The organism is Exiguobacterium sp. s7 (assembly GCF_018618195.1).
Taxonomy (GTDB): Bacteria; Bacillota; Bacilli; order Exiguobacteriales; family Exiguobacteriaceae; genus Exiguobacterium; species Exiguobacterium mexicanum_A.
The window spans coordinates 150,075-166,348 of the sequence record NZ_JACSLO010000002.1 but is presented as its reverse complement, the minus strand read 5'-3'; the positions used below and the strand labels follow the sequence as shown (position 1 = coordinate 166,348).

General features: G+C 53.1%; 15 protein-coding genes. 5 read left to right on the top strand and 10 right to left on the bottom strand.

What is annotated here, in order from left to right:
* Positions 1–46: 46 nt before the first annotated feature.
* Positions 47–3,217: a DNA polymerase III subunit alpha gene (gene dnaE, locus KNP79_RS03400; protein ID WP_215191300.1), complete on the bottom strand. Its 3,171-nt coding sequence runs from the start codon at positions 3,215–3,217 to the stop codon at positions 47–49.
* Between the two features lie 103 nt (positions 3,218–3,320).
* Between dnaE and KNP79_RS03395 the strand changes: the two genes are divergently transcribed.
* Positions 3,321–3,512, top strand: coding sequence for a YtzJ family protein (locus KNP79_RS03395; RefSeq protein ID WP_034778236.1), 192 nt, complete (start codon positions 3,321–3,323; stop codon positions 3,510–3,512).
* Positions 3,513–3,530: 18 nt separating this feature from the next.
* Here KNP79_RS03395 and KNP79_RS03390 read toward each other — a convergent pair whose 3' ends face one another.
* Positions 3,531–4,496, bottom strand: a complete 966-nt coding sequence (locus KNP79_RS03390; protein WP_214706652.1) for a DHH family phosphoesterase — start codon at positions 4,494–4,496, stop codon at positions 3,531–3,533.
* Positions 4,497–4,573: 77 nt separating this feature from the next.
* Here KNP79_RS03390 and KNP79_RS03385 point away from each other — a divergent pair, with 77 nt between their 5' ends.
* The gene (locus KNP79_RS03385; RefSeq protein WP_233004412.1) at positions 4,574–4,888 is read left to right on the top strand and encodes a YtpI family protein; all 315 of its coding nucleotides are present in this window, start codon (positions 4,574–4,576) and stop codon (positions 4,886–4,888) included.
* 45 nt (positions 4,889–4,933) lie between these two features.
* On the opposite strand, the gene KNP79_RS03380 is transcribed toward KNP79_RS03385, so the two are convergent.
* The gene (locus tag KNP79_RS03380; protein ID WP_034778238.1) at positions 4,934–6,244 is read right to left on the bottom strand and encodes a DRTGG domain-containing protein; all 1,311 of its coding nucleotides are present in this window, start codon (positions 6,242–6,244) and stop codon (positions 4,934–4,936) included.
* 161 nt (positions 6,245–6,405) lie between these two features.
* Here KNP79_RS03380 and KNP79_RS03375 point away from each other — a divergent pair, with 161 nt between their 5' ends.
* Positions 6,406–7,503: a M24 family metallopeptidase gene (locus tag KNP79_RS03375; RefSeq protein ID WP_034778239.1), complete on the top strand. Its 1,098-nt coding sequence runs from the start codon at positions 6,406–6,408 to the stop codon at positions 7,501–7,503.
* Between the two features lie 44 nt (positions 7,504–7,547).
* On the opposite strand, the gene KNP79_RS03370 is transcribed toward KNP79_RS03375, so the two are convergent.
* On the bottom strand, positions 7,548–8,270 hold the full coding sequence (locus tag KNP79_RS03370; protein WP_215191298.1) for a metallophosphoesterase family protein: 723 nt from the start codon (positions 8,268–8,270) through the stop codon (positions 7,548–7,550).
* Between the two features lie 12 nt (positions 8,271–8,282).
* A complete protein-coding gene (locus KNP79_RS03365; RefSeq protein ID WP_215191296.1) occupies positions 8,283–9,008 on the bottom strand; it encodes an SDR family oxidoreductase in 726 nt (241 codons plus the stop codon).
* A 183-nt stretch (positions 9,009–9,191) separates the two neighbouring features.
* Here KNP79_RS03365 and KNP79_RS03360 point away from each other — a divergent pair, with 183 nt between their 5' ends.
* Entirely contained in the window at positions 9,192–9,629 is a 438-nt protein-coding gene (locus KNP79_RS03360; protein ID WP_021065608.1) for a universal stress protein, read from the top strand.
* A 159-nt stretch (positions 9,630–9,788) separates the two neighbouring features.
* Here KNP79_RS03360 and KNP79_RS03355 read toward each other — a convergent pair whose 3' ends face one another.
* From KNP79_RS03355 to tpx, 4 genes are all read right to left on the bottom strand, one after another.
* Positions 9,789–10,385, bottom strand: a complete 597-nt coding sequence (locus KNP79_RS03355; protein ID WP_214753039.1) for a 3D domain-containing protein — start codon at positions 10,383–10,385, stop codon at positions 9,789–9,791.
* Positions 10,386–10,816: 431 nt separating this feature from the next.
* On the bottom strand, positions 10,817–12,028 hold the full coding sequence (locus tag KNP79_RS03350) for an acetate kinase (protein WP_214706401.1): 1,212 nt from the start codon (positions 12,026–12,028) through the stop codon (positions 10,817–10,819).
* A 126-nt stretch (positions 12,029–12,154) separates the two neighbouring features.
* Positions 12,155–13,042: a class I SAM-dependent methyltransferase gene (locus tag KNP79_RS03345; protein ID WP_215191294.1), complete on the bottom strand. Its 888-nt coding sequence runs from the start codon at positions 13,040–13,042 to the stop codon at positions 12,155–12,157.
* Positions 13,043–13,141: 99 nt separating this feature from the next.
* A complete protein-coding gene (gene tpx / locus KNP79_RS03340) occupies positions 13,142–13,630 on the bottom strand; it encodes a thiol peroxidase (protein WP_215191293.1) in 489 nt (162 codons plus the stop codon).
* Between the two features lie 155 nt (positions 13,631–13,785).
* Here tpx and KNP79_RS03335 point away from each other — a divergent pair, with 155 nt between their 5' ends.
* Positions 13,786–14,604 carry an NAD kinase gene (locus KNP79_RS03335; protein WP_215191291.1) on the top strand — a complete coding sequence of 273 codons (819 nt, stop codon included), beginning with the start codon at positions 13,786–13,788 and terminating at the stop codon, positions 14,602–14,604.
* Positions 14,605–14,652: 48 nt separating this feature from the next.
* On the opposite strand, the gene KNP79_RS03330 is transcribed toward KNP79_RS03335, so the two are convergent.
* Positions 14,653–16,233, bottom strand: coding sequence for an amidohydrolase (locus KNP79_RS03330; protein WP_215191289.1), 1,581 nt, complete (start codon positions 16,231–16,233; stop codon positions 14,653–14,655).
* Positions 16,234–16,274 lie beyond the last annotated feature (41 nt).

The following is a 16,274-nucleotide window of genomic DNA, read 5'->3' as shown; positions in this document are numbered from 1 at the left end:
ATTTTCTCTAAAGTGGTCAGACCAATTAATCAGATTATACCACTTTTTATGACTTGGTACTAGTTTTCGTACCGGGCAATTTCGAGTCGACCCGCTTCAACACGACATCCGTTTCACCAAACCGTTGTTTCAACGCCAAGAGCAATGACTCCGTCGGATTGACCGCATACGCCGAGGCAAGTTGCTTCACTTCCTTTGAATCCGAGAACCGACAAATAACCGGCACATCCCCTTTGGACGTATGGAGCAACTCTTCGAGGTCGGCGAACGACTCCAAGCGCAGACGGACAAAGAGCGCTTGTCCATGGAGCGGCCGGACCCGCTCGACGACGAGTTGACGCCGTCCGTCCCGTTCATTTGGATGCACCTCGAGCAAGAGGACGTTCCCGACGTAAAGCGAGCGCGAAAATTGCGCGAACACCCGCGGGAAGATGACGACCTCATCTTGCGACACACCGTCATCGACCATGACGACACCCATCTCTTCGTTCTTCTTCGTCTTAAATGTCCGAATCGCGTCCACGTAGACGACGATGAATCCACGTTCGCCATGGAGCACTTCATCAATCGTCACCGTCTCGATCGAGAGGGGCGCGACCGTCGTCAATGGCGAATGGACGATCCACGTCCCGAGCGCCTCTCGTTCTTCCTCGGACCAATTCGGCTCAATCGGCGCGGATCGTTTTAATCCGAGCGCGGACAACTCATCCGGGAGCAGATGCGTCTCCGTCTCCTCGCGAAGCCGTTCGACCGCTTCAAAGGCACGTCGACGCTCACCGTGGTACATCCGATCCAACGCCCCAGCACCGAGCAGGCGTCGCAGTTTCATATGGTCTTTCGTTCCCCAGTCCATGAGTTCAAGCAGACGCTTCACATCCGTGAACTCGGCATGATGCTCAATCAACCGCTCGACATCGCGTTTCGTCAACCCTTGGACCGCCTTCAGTCCGAGACGCACGCCGGGCCCTTCTAAAAAGGCGGCGGCTTGTCCGTGCAGAACGTCGGGCGGATAGACAGGGATTTTTCCTTTCCGCAACATGCGGACGAGCTGATTCGTCTTGTCGTACGTCACGAGGTAGAAGATTCGTTCAAAGTGCGCCTTCACATAAGCTAGACGGTAACTGATCAAACTGTAGGCGACGGCGTGGGAACGGTTGAAGCCGTAACCAGCGAACTTCTCGATCCACGAGAACACTTGCCGCATCGAGTCACTGTCGAATCGCTCCGACGAACGTTCTAAGAAGCGGGCTTTCTCGACGTCAATCGCTGCCACGTCTTTTTTAGCGATGGCGCGGCGTATCAAATCCGCCTCGGCGTATGAATACCCAGCAAGCTCCCGCAACAAGCGCATGACTTGTTCCTGATAGACGAGTACGCCGTTCGTCGTCCGCATGATGTCGCCGACGACCGGATGGACCGCTTGATAAGGCATCCCATGCTTGCGCTTCGCATACGTATCGATGAACTGCATCGGCCCCGGACGATAGAGCGACATCGTGACAACGATATCCTCGAACTCGGTCGGCTTCACTTGCCGAAGCGCTTGTTTCATCCCTTCCGACTCAAATTGGAAAATCCCATCCGTGTCACCCCGGGCGAGCACGCGGAACGTCTTGGCGTCATTCAATGGGATCGTCTTCAGCGAAAACAGTTCATCCGTCTCCCGAATCAGCTCCTCCATCTGCCGGAGCCTCGTCAAGTTGCGCAGGCCGAGCAAATCGATTTTCAACAGACCGAGCGCTTCGAGATCCTTCATATTATATTGGGTCACTTGCTCCCCTGTCGTCGGCTGCAACGGTGTGATCGCATCAAGTGCCTCCCGGCTGAGCACAAGGCCGGCCGCATGGACCGAAGTTTGGCGCGGTAACCCTTCTAACTCGGAGGCGATTTTCAAGAGCTGCGAGCGCTTTTGACTGCCAGCGAACCATTTCACTTTCGAAGGGTTGGCCAAAATCCCGGCCAGCCCGTCATCTTTTACTTGTTTGCTGGCCGCTTGTCCTTCTTCAAGCGTCAGACCGAGCGCCCGCGCGACATCCCGTAACGCCGCCTTTGCACCGAACGTGGCGAGCGTACCGATTTGGGCCGCATGATTTTCACCATACTTCTCCAACACGTAGCGAACGACCTCATCGCGTCGTTCATCCTCGAAGTCCAAGTCGATATCCGGCATCGTGATTCGTTCCGGATTCAAAAATCGTTCGAACAAGAGACCGAACCGGACTGGGTCGACCTCGGTGATGTGAAGCGCGAAACTGACGAGCGACCCGGCCGCGGAACCACGACCCGGACCGACCTCGATCCCTTGTTCCTTCGCATAGCGAACGATATCCTCGACGATGAGGAAGTAAGAGGCGAAACCCGTCCGCGCGATGATATCGAGTTCATAGCGGGCCCGTTCGATGTAATCTTCTTGGAATAGGTCGAGCGCCTTTAAGCGGTCGGCAACGAGTCGCTTCAACCGGTCGATGGCACCTTCGAATTCTGGGATGGATGTTGTCGCTTGCGGCAACCGAGTGACGGACACGAGAGATTCGAATCGGTCGAGTGCCTCGAGTTCGATCGGTTCAAACCAATCGTTCATCTCACTCGGTAGGCGGACGTATTTCCCTTTCTGGTGAACGTCTTCTTGCGAGATGAGCTCTCCTTCGCCGATGGCGACGATGGCACGATACGCCTCGAAATCTTCTGGGCGCATGTAACACGTCTCGGGGGCCGGCACGAGCTTCGTGCCGAGCTCCTCCCGCATCTCGCGGAGCTGTCTGAGCATCAACGTCTGCTCCGTCGTTTGGGGCGCCGGCAATCCGAGCCATAGTTTCTCCTCGTTCACGTAACCGAGCAGATGGTTATACAAGCGCCTGCGGTGAACTGGGTCGTTCGTCTTCCAATTCTCCGGTAAGACGACTACCGCCAGTTCGGTCGTCTCGGTCACTCCATCGGCCTGCACAAGGCGATACAGTTCCGGCAACTGCTCCTCGGTCAACGCGTAGACGAGGACAGACACGTCAAACCCGTCCATCCGCAACGTGGTCCGCAACCCGATGACAGGTTTGACCGCATAGCGTTCGCACAATCGGACGAACTGCGGCAAGCCGTATAATGCATCGTCAGCGAGCGCGACGGCCCGACTCCCTCTCTCAGCCATCAGCGCGACGTATTGTTCAAGTCGAATCGTGCTCTGCATCAAACTAAAAGCCGATCGTACATTCAAGTGGATCACAAGATCCCCCCTTTCTTTTTTTCACAATTGTCAAACTCATTCCGGCACTTGTCTGATACAATAATTATAGACAAAACTTCTCCTAAAAGGGGGTATAAACCGTATGATTATTAATCGGGGCAAAATCGCACGTGACAAGCTCGAAAATTTACAGAACGGCCAGACCGTCTTCGCCGATAGCCCGGAGATTATCGACCGACTCCGCCGCTATATCGCCGAGTATCAACTCGACGTCGTCGAGGACGTGACCGACCGCGGCACATGGTTCATCCCACAAGATCAGGACAAAAGCTGAAGAGAGCTGACCAACGGGTCAGCTCTCTTCTGTTTCGAACGTGAACGGTGCCGCGACTTCATCGAGTGCCGCGATCACTTCGTCCATCTCTTCCCATGTATCGATCGTGGCACCGGCTGCCATCGGATGGCCGCCACCGCGATAGCGTTTCGCCACTTCATTGATAACCGGCCCTTTCGAACGGATTCGCACCCGAATCTCATCTTTGTTCTCGACGAACATGACCCAGCACTTCAATCCTTCGAGTCCTGAGAAACTGTTGACGAGCAACGATGCCGCTTCCGGTGTCGCGTGGAACGTCCGCAAGACGTCCGCATCGATTTTGACGTAGCCGACACCCGCTTCTGTCACGTTGACGTTTTGAAGCACATAGCCTTGGAGTTGTAACGTCGCCAAGTTCGTCTTATACATTTGACGATACAATCGATTCGTATCGATGCCGTAGTTGATCAATTCGGCGGCGACCTCAAACGTGCGCGGCGTCGCATTGCGGAACTGGAACCGTCCCGTGTCGCCGACAATCCCGGCGAACAACAAGAATGCGGACGCCTCGTCAAGGGCAAGCCCCCAGATTCCCGCAAGTTCAGCAATCATCTCCGACGTCGAACTGACCGTCGTGTCGACGATTTGATGGGTCGCATACGCGTCCTCATCAGGGTGGTGATCGATTTTGACGACCGTCTTGCCTGTTAAGGCGTGCGGCCCATCGATTCGTTCGTGGTTAGCCGTGTCGAGCACAATGACGAGCGCATCTTTGTACATGTCGGCTTCAACATGCTCCATCTTGCCTAAAAATTCTAAGTCGCGGACGATGCCGCCGACGACGTAAATCCGTTTTTCCGGATAAGCGACCTCTAACATCCGCTTCAACCCTAGCTGACTGCCGAGCGCGTCAGGGTCAGGACGGACGTGTCGGTGGATCATGATCGTATCCGCCGCTTCAATCAATTTCAATATCGTTGCTGCCTCTGGCCAGTGTGCCATCGCCATTCCTCGCTTTCTTGAACACTATTCTATGGTATGATGATAACAGATTACACGTCTGAAAGGGGTTTCTTCACTTGGGTCAATTAATTATGATCGGACTCATTTTGTTTTCGTTAGGTGCCTATTTCGTTTCTAAACGACGCGCCTATTTGACGAAGACACCATACCGGAAAGCGCTCTTTAACACGCAAGCGCTCATCTGGTTGAGCCTGTTCCTCGCACTTTTCGCCGTCAACCAAATGATCGGCGGCCTCGGGCTCGGCTCGACGATCGGTTGGATCGTCAGCATCGCCATGCTCGTCCTAGGGCTAGGCAATGCCGTCGTCGGGTTCATCCGGTACCGTAAAATCTATCCGCTCGCGAACGAAGAGCCGATCAAACAAGCATAAGGGCAGACAGAAACGAGCTGATGACATCATCAGCTCGTTTTTTAGTTAACGGTCGATCAATTGCGCCGTAACGAGCGCTTTGGCAACGAGTTGCGTGCCTTGCGTCATCTCGACGTCGACTTTCCCGAACTTCCGGCCAAGGTCGAACACGTTGGCCGAGACTCGGATTTGGCTCTCGATTTGAATCGGTTTCATGAAATAGACCGTGATATTCTCGACGACGAGGTCGCCTTTTTTCATATGACGCAGACTCCGGGTCGCCCCTTCGACAAGTAACGTCGTCAAGACACCTGACGACGCCGTCCCCATGTGGCTCGTCATTTGCGGCGCGACCTCGACGGTGAACGCGGTCCCGTTCGAGTTCGGATCTTCTTTCAATTGGTTCGTGATCATATTGTCGAACGTCTCGCCGACTTGCGGTTGGCGGTTGGCGAGTTGGAGCGCCTTCAAGACGTCTTGGCGGCTGATGATTCCGAGCAGACGGCCGTAGTTGTCGACAACCGGCAACATCTCGATACCTTCCCATACCATTTGGTGGGCGGCATTGGTGACGCTTGTCTGAACGCCGACCGTGATCGGGCTCTTCGTCATCACTTTCTCGATTTCGGTGTCATGCGGGCGGTCAATCAAGTCTTTCGCCGTGATGACCCCGACGACTTTCATCTGTTCGTCGATGACGGGATAGCGATTATGTTTCGTCCGTTCATTCAGCTCGTGCCAACGTTTGACCGTATCGTCCACTTTTAAATAGAACGTGTCGTGGAGCGGAATGACGATATCCGATACGAGTAGAATCTCTTTTTTGATTAAACGGTCATAGATGGCACGGTTGATCATCGTCGCGACGGTGAAACTATCATAGGAAGTCGAGATGACCGGCATGTGGTATTTATCCGCCATCCGCTTCACTTCGTCGGTCGTATCGAATCCACCTGTGATCAAGACGGCACCGCCAGACTGGAGCACGAGCTCATGCGCCTTTTCCCGGTTTCCGATGATGACGAGCGAGTCGACATCGATGTAACGCATCATCGCTTCGAGCTTCATCGCCCCGATGACGAACTTCGAGAGCGTCTTATGCAGCCCGTCACGGCCGCCGAGCACTTGTCCGTCCACGATATTGACGACTTCAGCGAACGTCAGTTTTTCGATATTCTCTTTGTGCTTACGCTTGATCCGGATCGTCCCGACCCGTTCGATCGTCGACACAAATCCTAAGTTCTCTGCTTCTTTGATGGCCCGATACGCCGTTCCTTCTGATACCGCCAACTCTTTTGCGATTTGGCGGACCGAAATTTTGGACCCGACATCGAGCGACTCGATATGTGCTATGATCTGTTCATGTTTTGTTGTCATGTCACGAGTCCCTTTCCTCAATACATTTTCTGTCATCCTCAGTATACTGTATCAGTCGTTCTTCTTCAAACTGTACTACTGAAATGGTGACATTTCCTTTCCGTTTTGGAAAACGTTATAATGAGAAAGAACGCCAATGAACGAGAAGGAAGGGAAACGAGTTGAATCAACGAACCAACCATATTGCACAATCTTTGGCCACGAAAGGGTTAGACGCCGCTTTCGTCACATCGAAAGCATCGGTCTTCTACTTTTCAGGAGTATACGCCGAGGCTCATGAGCGGCTCATCGCCATTCTTGTCTTGAAGAACGGCACGACCGCGATCGTTTGTCCAGCACTTGAAAAAGGAATCGTCGAAGCGAGCGAGTGGAACGGCGATATCGTCACGTACATGGATCATGAAAACCCATGGGACAAAGTCGTCAAACTGTTCCTCGACCAACAGATCATCCCCGAGCGAATCGGAGTAGAAGGCGAGCATTTGACGTACAATCGCGCCGAGCAACTCCGCGCCGGTTTCGCGGGACTGTCAATCATCGACTTGACGGAAGAGTTGCAGGCACTTCGCATGATCAAGTCACCGGACGAGGTCCGCTTGATGAAGCGCGCCGCCGAACTCGCCGATATGGCGATCGAGGCAGGGATTCGCGCATTGCGTGAAGGCGTGACCGAGCTCGAGGTCATCGCGGAAATCGAGTATGCGATGAAGAAGCAAGGCGTCCGGGAGATGTCGTTCGACACACTTGTGTTGTTCGGTGAGAATAGCGCCGACCCGCACGGTGTACCCGGCAACAATCGCTTGAAGAAAGGCGATTTCGCTTTGTTCGACCTCGGTGTCATTTGGCAAGGATACGCCTCTGACATCACTCGCACCGTCGTCTATGGAGAAGCGAGCACGAAACAACGAGAGATTTACGAGACCGTCCTCAAGGCCGAAGAAGCTGCGATCGAGATGGCGAACGTCGGGACGACGCTCGGCTCGATCGATATCGCGGCCCGTCAAGTCATCACGACGGCCGGCTACGGGGAATACTTCACGCATCGTGTCGGACACGGTATCGGCATCGAAGTACACGAATTCCCGTCAATGGCCGCCAATAACGACATGACGGCCCAAGTCGGGATGACGTTCACCGTCGAACCGGGGATTTATCTCCCTGGCGTCGGCGGCGTCCGCATCGAGGACGACATCGTCATGACCGAGAGTGGCCCGATTCTGTTGACGAGTTATCCGAAAACGCTCCAAGAAATCGATTGAGTCACAAAGAAAGACCAGCCGCGCGCGGCTGGTCTTTTTCACGGTCAATAAAAGAGTCGGAACATGACGTCTCGTTGTGGCACGTCACGGCGTTCCATCGTCTCAAGGAACGAGCGTTTGTCATACGGCACGGCTTGTGGGTGAATCGAGAAGCCGGCCTCACCCCACTCGAGGATGCCGTAACGGGCCAAGTCGTCACGGGCGACACCGAGCGCTCCCGGATTGAAATAATGTTTCACGTCATCCCGAAACATGTGCTCCGGATGATGATGCCCGAAGCAGATGACATCCGCCTCATACGCCGCGTAAAGCGACTGCATGTTCGAAAGTGTCGCCTCGACGATGTCGTGGAACGGTTCCTCGGCGATCGGCGTCTCCCGTTTCTCGGTCGGGATATGGTAATGGATGCCGTATACGCGAGTCCCTTCGACAACACGTTCAATCGTGCGCGGCAGCTTGAAGAGCGCCTCCGCATAGGCAGGTTTCAACGTACGCGCCACCCACTCATGATGCGGGCGCGTGTGTGCGTAGCTTTCGGGATGCCCTGTCCCAGCCATGAGCGACAACACGGCCTCGTCATGGTTGCCCGTAATCATGTGCACGCCGCGGTCGAGCAGTCGCGCCATCACTTCGTTCGAATCGGGTCCCATCGCAATCATGTCCCCTAAACTCCAGATTTGATCGATCCGTTGCCGGTCCAGTTCGGCAAGCACCGCATCGAGCGCTTGGACGTTGCCATGGATATCGGTCAATATGGCCAACTTCATGCAGACCCCTCCTTATTTCCGGTATTGATGGACGACGTTGACACCGCCGGTCACATCAATGACAGCACCCGTGACCATGTCAGAATCGTGAGCGAGCAAGAACAGAATCATTCGTGCGATATCTTCGCCCGTCCCGTGCCGGCCGACCGGTGTTTGATCATCCGGTTCGGCCGCTTCGATTCGCATCTCTTTTTGTGCCCCGACAATATTGCCTGGATTGATCATATTGGCCGTGATGCCGTAGGCCGCCTCTTCAAGCGCGACCGATTTCGTCAAACTGACAAGTCCCGTTTTCGCTGCCGCGAACGCCGACCGGTGAATCCAGCCTGGTGCCGTCGCACTTTCCGGGAAGCCGTACGTGATGATGCGGCCGAACTGTTTCGACCGCATGCTCGGGATGGCTCGGCGCATCAACCAAAACGAGGCTGACAAGTTACCCGTGATCACCTCGTTCCATTCTTCGTCAGACAAGTCGACGAGACATTTCCGTTCAAAGATATATGGCCCGGCATTCAAGATGAGCGCGTCCGGTTCTCCGAACTTGGCCACTGCCTCTTCATAGGCACTCAAGACGGCCTGGCGGTCCGTCAACGGCGTCTCAATCATATGTAACCGCTCGTGGTTCCAATTGATCGGCTTCCGTTGCAATACGCTGACGTGCCAACCTTCTTCTAACAGTCGTTCCGTCACAATGCGGCCGATTCCTTTCGCACCGGCCGTGATGACTACGTGTTTCATCGTCATCCCTCCTCTGTATCATCTTACCCGTTCCGTCTGCTCATTTCCAAACTTCAACCTGTTCGGTGAGAAAGTTGTGAATATTTCACACATTTCTGAAAGAACCGGGCGTGAATTTAGGCAGAAGTGGTATACTATACATGTAAGCCGCACGTACATTTCAAGCGAAAGGTTGGGATTTACATGGCAATTGTCTACAAACATATTCTATCTGCCGTCGACGGCTCGAAAGAGGCGGAACGCGCATTTGAAACAGCAATCGACGTCGCCCTTCGAAACGATGGCAAGCTGTATATCGGTCACGTCATCGATACACGGACGTTCGCCACGGTCGAAGCATATGACCGGACGATTACCGAGCGTGCTGAAACGTATGCGAAGGAATTGCTCGAGGACTACGTCAATCGCGCGAAAGAACGTGGTGTCAAAGAAGTCGAGACGGTCATCGAGTACGGCTCTCCGAAAGTGACGATCGCTAAAAAAATCGCACCGAATCACGACATTGACCTCATCATCTGTGGAGCGACCGGCTTGAACGCCGTCGAACGCTTCTTCATCGGTAGCGTCTCTGAAAGCATCGTCCGCTATTCGAAGTGTGACGTGCTCATCGTCCGCCAATAACGTATTAACCAAGGGCCATCGCAATCGCGGTGGCCCTTGTCTGTGGTTAATTCACTTACGACCTTGATTTGATTGTGGAGCGAACCGTTTAAGCCACCATCGTTTTCATACGCGAACGAAGGGCCACCGCAGATGCGATGGCCCTTTCTCGTTCACCTATTATAACACTTTGACAGTAACCGTTTTGCGGCCAAATTTGAGGGCCGCACTTTGTGAGTACATCAAGATGTCGATTTTGTTGCCTTTGATGGCGCCGCCTGTATCGGCCGCTGTGTATGTGCCCATCAACTTCCCGCCGACGTACACTTGTACTTTTTTACCGAGCGGGATGACGCGCGGGTCGACAGCGACGACGTTACGTTTTTGGGCCCGGACGTTCCAGCCTAATGCCGTCACACCTGAACATCCTTTGCAATACGGTGTGTAAGCCGATGCGTTCATCGTATATGTTTTCACACTAGCCTTTGCGACCGTCTTTTTCACGGTGCGTAAGTATTTAGTAGCGATCCAACCTGCTTTGCCTTTGTAGTTGACGCGAATCCAAGCCCCTTTTGAGCCGGTACGCTGTAATTGTTGTCCTTTGTTGATCTTGCCGATGACTTTTCCGTTGAGTGAACCTGCCGAGCGGACGTTCAATCCGTTGACTTGGCTTTGAACGTAAACTTTTGAAGATGCCTCAACTTGTTGTTGTTGTGGTAAGAGCATAGCGAGTGTCATGACCGTCAGTAGTAAGACCGTTCCAATTTTTTTGAGCATGTGGTTTGTCCTCTCCTAGTCGGTTTGTGAGTTGTAAGTTCATGGTGTCGAATCTGTGGTGCCGTATTCACTGTCACATTTCGCGTTTATTGCTGAATGTTTCGTCCAGATAACTATATGACGAAACATGACGACGTGCGTTTACAACTAAAATTCATTTGAGTGTCATCAAAGTTACGGTTAGATTACAAAACCGCCATCCTTTAAAGAAAGATGACGGTTTTAATAATAATCTTTAGTTTTTGTCACATTAATTCCCATTTAAAGGAATTAATATATCTGGACTATTACGAAAACCTGCTTTTCTTACGTCGAATGTTACAAACGAGATGGATTCATTCGGTCCATTGTCACAACCCCTTCCCTCTTCATGCGTCAAAAGCACTAAAAAAGTCCGTCTCGCAAAGTTGCGGGACGGACTTTGTAATAACTTAAACGTGTGACTCAAAGAGGTTAGCGATGCGTACGGTATCGCGTGCGATGACCAACTCTTCGTTCGTTGGGATGATGATGACTTTGACTGGTGAGTGCGGGTAGTTGATGAACAACTCTTTACCGCGTGCTCCGTTGTTGAGTGATGGATCCCAGTAGACGCCCATGAACTCAAGGCCACGAAGGATGCGCTCACGGATGACGTCAGAGTTTTCTCCGACACCAGCTGTGAAGATGATCGCATCGACACCGTTCATCTCTGCCGCATATTGACCGATATAACCGTGGATGCGGTTCGAGAAGATTTTGAGCGAGACTTCGGCACGGTGGTTGCCTTCAGCAGCAGCTTGCTCGATGTCACGCAAGTCACTCGAGATACCCGAGAGACCGTAGACGCCTGACTCTTTGTTCATGACGTTCAATACATCTTCAGCCGACTTGCCTGTCTTTTGCATCAAGAACGGGATGAGAGCCGGGTCAAGTGATCCTGAACGTGTGCCCATCGTGATTCCTTCGAGTGGCGTGAAGCCCATCGTCGTGTCGATCGAACGACCGCCGGCAACCGCTGCGATTGATGCACCGCTACCGAGGTGGCACGAGATTAAACGAAGGTCTTCAAGCGGACGACCGAGAAGCTCTGCCGCACGTTGCGTGACGTACTTGTGGCTCGTCCCGTGGAAACCGTACTTCCGGACGCCGTGCTCCGTGTAGTACTCGTACGGAAGGCTGTACAAGAAGTTCTCTTCCGGCATCGATTGGTGGAACGCCGTGTCGAAGACCGCGACTTGCGGTACGTTCGGTAAAATCGTTTGGAACGCACGAATCCCCGTTAAGTTTGGCGGGATGTGGAGCGGTCCGAGTTCGACGAACGATTCGATGTTCTTCATGACTTCATCGTCGATGACGACCGAATCCGCGTACAACTCTTTCCCGTGAAGCACACGGTGACCGACGCCTGCGATTTCGTCGAACGACTGAATGATATCAAGGTCGATCAATTTTTCGAGCGAGAGCTCGACCGCTTCTTTATGTGAATGAAGCGGTGTGACGATATGGAACTTTTGTCCTTCGCCATATTTAATCGTGAAGATCGCATCTTCTTTTCCGACACGCTCGACGAGCCCGACGGCGAGCATCTTCTCAGATGGCATCTCGAGAAGCTGGAACTTTAATGACGAACTACCTGCGTTGACTGCCATAATTTTTGTCATGTCATACACCTCTTACCTTTCGATTTAAACACGAGTCTTTATCTGTTCTCTTAAAAACCGATAACTGTATCATAATGAAGATACTTGATATGGCATATGTTTTTCAAGTCTTTTGCCCAATAAAAATTATGTTGTTTTAAACCAATCGTCAATCTGTTTCACAATATTGGCAACCGCACGTACGTCCGTGAACGACGGCAATTCGACGAGGAGCGCTTGTTTCGGGCGTTTGACGCCTTCCCCGAGCTTTTGTAACATCAATAGGCTCTTCGCATATCGCTCATCTTTGAACATCGTCGTCGGGAGTTGCAGAACTCCTTTGACGACGGCCTCACGGTCCATCCACTGTTTTAATTTCCCTTCGTCATCCTGTTCAAACAAATTGTTCGGGATGACGAAGATGCCATGCGCGCCCGGTTTCAGGTGGCGCATCGCTTGTTCGATCAACAAGAAGTGGGAATAGGAATGGCCTTCCTCACGTTTTAAGGTGTAGCCTGACGCCACCTCATCGTTCGGATAGTAGCCGATCGGCAAATCGACGAGCGCTAAATCGCTCGGCTCGACGAACAACGGTGCGAGCGCGTCCTGGTGGAAATACGACACCGGTTTCCCGAGTAAGTTACTGATCGCGTAAGACAGACGTAGCATCGTCTCATCGACTTCGACGGCTTGTGCGGTGGCGTCTTTCAATTGTGTCAACACGGCATGCACGAGTGTCCCCGTCCCGCTTCCAAGTTCGAGCACGCTCGCCCCGTCTTTGACGAGCTTCGTTGCCAAGTACCCGATGAACAGGCTGACAGCGTCCGGTGTCGGTTGGTGGTTCGGCGGGAGTGTCGTCGTCTCCTCGAGCACGAGCAGACTGACGGCTTTGCGGACATCATCCGTCTTCTCTTGTTCGACATCGACCCGTTCAAATACTTCAATCAACGCCTCGAGCGGTAACAAATCAAGGTCGGTCGTCAGCTTCTTCGCCTCTTTCTTCCAATCCCGATACAATTGTTCAAATCGTTCCATCTTCGATCATCCTTTCCATACAAAACCGGCCCTCTGATGGAGAGCCGGTCGGTTCACTTCTATTAGTGTAAGCGATTCGTGGTCATTTCGCCAAGCGAATCAGTTCGCTTTATCAAACGCCTCGAGCGCCGCATCGAAATCGACCTCGTCTGTCATCTCATCCATGTACTGGACGTATTGGACCGTACCTTCTGAGTCGATGACGAACACCGAGCGTGCGAGGAGACGGAGCTCTTCCATCAACACGCCGTAAGATTTCGCGAACGATTGGTCGCGGTGGTCCGATAACATGATGACGTTATCGAGTCCCGAGGCCGCACACCAGCGACGTTGTGCGAACGGCAAGTCGTTCGACACAGTCAAGACTGTCCCTCCAAGCGTTGCCGCTTTCTCGTTGAACGCACGCGTTTGTGCATCACAGACGCCTGTATCAATCGACGGGACGACACTAATCAATTTTTTCCCTGGGTATGACGCGAGCGTCACCTCTTTAAGTGCCGTCGTGAGCGCTGTAAAGTCCGGTGCAGCATCTCCGACTTTGACCGGATTCCCTTGCAGTGTAACGGTATTGCCTTTAAATGTTGGCATCGTTTCATCCCCTTTGGTTTGATTTATACTTCTTCATCATATCGATGGTGCCGTCTCGATGACAAACTTCCTGCCTCAGACGGTCTGATTGTGATTTTCCCTATATCGAGCGTCTAAAACGCTGTATAATGAAAGAGACTCAATTGACAAAGGGGATGACATGGATGAGAAACAACGTTTATTTGTACCATCGTAACGTCAACGACTTTACTAAAGAGGTAAAGAAACTAATCGAGATCGGTGAGAAGTATGGCTTCAACGTCGTGAATCGTCCGGAAGACGCCAACATCATCGTCGCCATCGGGGGAGATGGCGCGTTCTTACAGGCCGTCCGTTATACAGGCTTCCGTCAAGACGCCATCTACGTCGGGTTCGGACGCGGATTGAATGAGTTTTATTGCGACTTCGACATACATAAGCTCGACGAAGTCGATCGTTTATTCTCAGATAACTCTGCTCGGATCGAAGCCGGGCTCGAGGTACGGAAATATCCGCTCTTATCGGCTTCAATCAATGAATCGACACCGATGCTTTGTTTGAACGAAGCTTCGATCAAATCGAGTATCATCAAATCACTCGCCATTGAGGTATACATCGACGATCTTCATTTCGAGACGTTCCGCGGCGACGGGATGGTCGTCTCGACGCCGACCGGCTCGACGGCTTATAACAAATCACTCGACGGCGCGATCGTCGACCCGCTCATCCCATGCATGCAAGTGAGCGAAATCGCTTCGGTGAACAATAACCGTTACCGTACACTCGGTTCCTCGTTCATCGTCCATGATTCACGCAAACTGTCGCTTCGCATCGTCGAAGACGGGAACGACTATCCGATCATCGGGATGGATAACGAGGCGCTCAGCCTCAAATATACCGACCGAATCGATATCGAGCTCTCTGACCAAGTCGTCAAAACGGTCAAGTTGAAAAACAACTCGTTCTGGCACAAAGTACAACGCTCATTCTTCTAAACGACAAAAGGCTAGCCGTCCATTTTACTTAGACGGCTAGCCTTTTTATTATGCGTTGACGACGTCGGCCTCATACACCGGCGACCCTTCGACGACCGTCATGACGAGTCGGTTGTCGAGGATGTCGCGCCCGCGAAGTTCGAAGAAGTCTTCTTCCCACACCGTGAACGTGGCGTTATAACTTTGAATCAACAAGCCGTCACGTCCGTGCGTGCCTGTGGCGACACGCGGGGCATACGTGAAGCTACGGAGCGCTTCATACATCGACAGGCGTTCCGTCGGATTGAGCGCGCCCGACTCCTCGAACGATTGACGGGTGACGGCACCATACAGGCCTTTTCGCACATCGACCGAAGAAATCGGGGCGTCACTGCCCCCGAGGACGAGCGCTCCCGTGTCGAGCATCGATTTGAAGCGGTAGGCGTTATCGACCCGGTCGTTTCCGAGCCGGTCGAACAACAAGTTCATGTCGTCCGACAAGAAGATCGGCTGCGCATCAATCAATACCGGCAGCGCCTGGATCCGTTTCAACAATGCATCGTTCAAGAGCGAGGCATGGATGATTCGGTCCCGCGTCCCGCGCTTGGCCGGATACTTCTCGAGCAACGTGATGAACTGTTCGGCGGCGGCATCCCCGATGACGTGAGCTGCCACGTTCATACCATACGACCGCGCCTTTTTGACGAGCGCCTCGAGATGGTCTGGACGATGGACCTCGATTCCGCGCTGACCCGGTTCGTCCGTATACGGTTCCGATAAGAGTGCCGTCCGTCCCCCGAACGACCCGTCGACGAACAGTTTCATCGCCCCGAAATCGAAACGTGGTCGTTTCGCGAGCGCATCGTGACGGATTAATTGATCGACGACTTGTTCATGGACGAGCAGATGGGCGTGGAACGGGAGATCTGCTAACACGTCCTCATACGCTTGAATCGTCTCGAGCGGGTCGCCATGATAGAACAGGTCTTCCGTATGGGCGCCGACAATCCCGTGGGCGAAAAGCGAGTCGATGGCCCGGTGGAGTGAGGCGACATTTTTCTCGCGATCCCCCCCCAGTTCTTTATGGAGCAAATCGAGCGCCGCATCGTATAGCACCCCGTTCAGTTTTCCTTCCGCGTCGCGTCCGAGCTTTCCGCCTTCGATGACGGTATGGTGAATCAAGCCAAGTCGTTCCAATCCTTTCGAGTTGACGACGGCGACGTGGCGACAGACCCGCTTCAAGACGACGGGCCGATCTGGGATGACGGCATCAATCATCTCACGCGTCGGCATCTCTCCGAGCAGACGGTCATTGAACCCTTCCGCGACGAGCCAATCGTCACTTCTGTCACTGCCGTCCTTTTGTTTCATCGACTCGAGCAGAGCTTGCAAATCCGTCGTCTCGGTCGCATCGATGCGGTCGAGCGCTTCCCCGTATCCGATCAAATGGATGTGCGAGTCGGTGAACGCCGGATAAACGCTCTTCCCTTCAAGGTTCACAATCTGTTTGATCCTTCCGGCGTATGTACGACGAAGGTGGCCTTCCTCACCTAGCTTCAGAATGCGACCGTGCTCGACATACATGGCGCGAGCCTGTTCATGCTCTTTATTCATCGTATAGATCTTTCCGTTTACCCATAGCGTTCCCATCACAAAATTCCTCCTCGATTCAAAAAAGATTGACGTCTACG

What these genes read in the sequence shown, in the direction of transcription:
- KNP79_RS03360 (WP_021065608.1), top strand. Translation starts at nt 9,192, where the DNA reads ATGGCAATTGTCTACAAACATATTCTATCTGCCGTCGACGGCTCGAAA.
- KNP79_RS03390 (WP_214706652.1), bottom strand. Translation starts at nt 4,496, where the DNA reads ATGGCACACTGGCCAGAGGCAGCAACGATATTGAAATTGATTGAAGCG.
- tpx (WP_215191293.1), bottom strand. Translation starts at nt 13,630, where the DNA reads ATGCCAACATTTAAAGGCAATACCGTTACACTGCAAGGGAATCCGGTC.
- KNP79_RS03355 (WP_214753039.1), bottom strand. Translation starts at nt 10,385, where the DNA reads ATGCTCAAAAAAATTGGAACGGTCTTACTACTGACGGTCATGACACTC.
- KNP79_RS03370 (WP_215191298.1), bottom strand. Translation starts at nt 8,270, where the DNA reads ATGAAGTTGGCCATATTGACCGATATCCATGGCAACGTCCAAGCGCTC.
- KNP79_RS03335 (WP_215191291.1), top strand. Translation starts at nt 13,786, where the DNA reads ATGACATGGATGAGAAACAACGTTTATTTGTACCATCGTAACGTCAAC.
- KNP79_RS03365 (WP_215191296.1), bottom strand. Translation starts at nt 9,008, where the DNA reads ATGAAACACGTAGTCATCACGGCCGGTGCGAAAGGAATCGGCCGCATT.
- KNP79_RS03330 (WP_215191289.1), bottom strand. Translation starts at nt 16,233, where the DNA reads ATGGGAACGCTATGGGTAAACGGAAAGATCTATACGATGAATAAAGAG.
- KNP79_RS03380 (WP_034778238.1), bottom strand. Translation starts at nt 6,244, where the DNA reads ATGACAACAAAACATGAACAGATCATAGCACATATCGAGTCGCTCGAT.
- KNP79_RS03350 (WP_214706401.1), bottom strand. Translation starts at nt 12,028, where the DNA reads ATGACAAAAATTATGGCAGTCAACGCAGGTAGTTCGTCATTAAAGTTC.
- KNP79_RS03345 (WP_215191294.1), bottom strand. Translation starts at nt 13,042, where the DNA reads ATGGAACGATTTGAACAATTGTATCGGGATTGGAAGAAAGAGGCGAAG.
- KNP79_RS03395 (WP_034778236.1), top strand. Translation starts at nt 3,321, where the DNA reads ATGATTATTAATCGGGGCAAAATCGCACGTGACAAGCTCGAAAATTTA.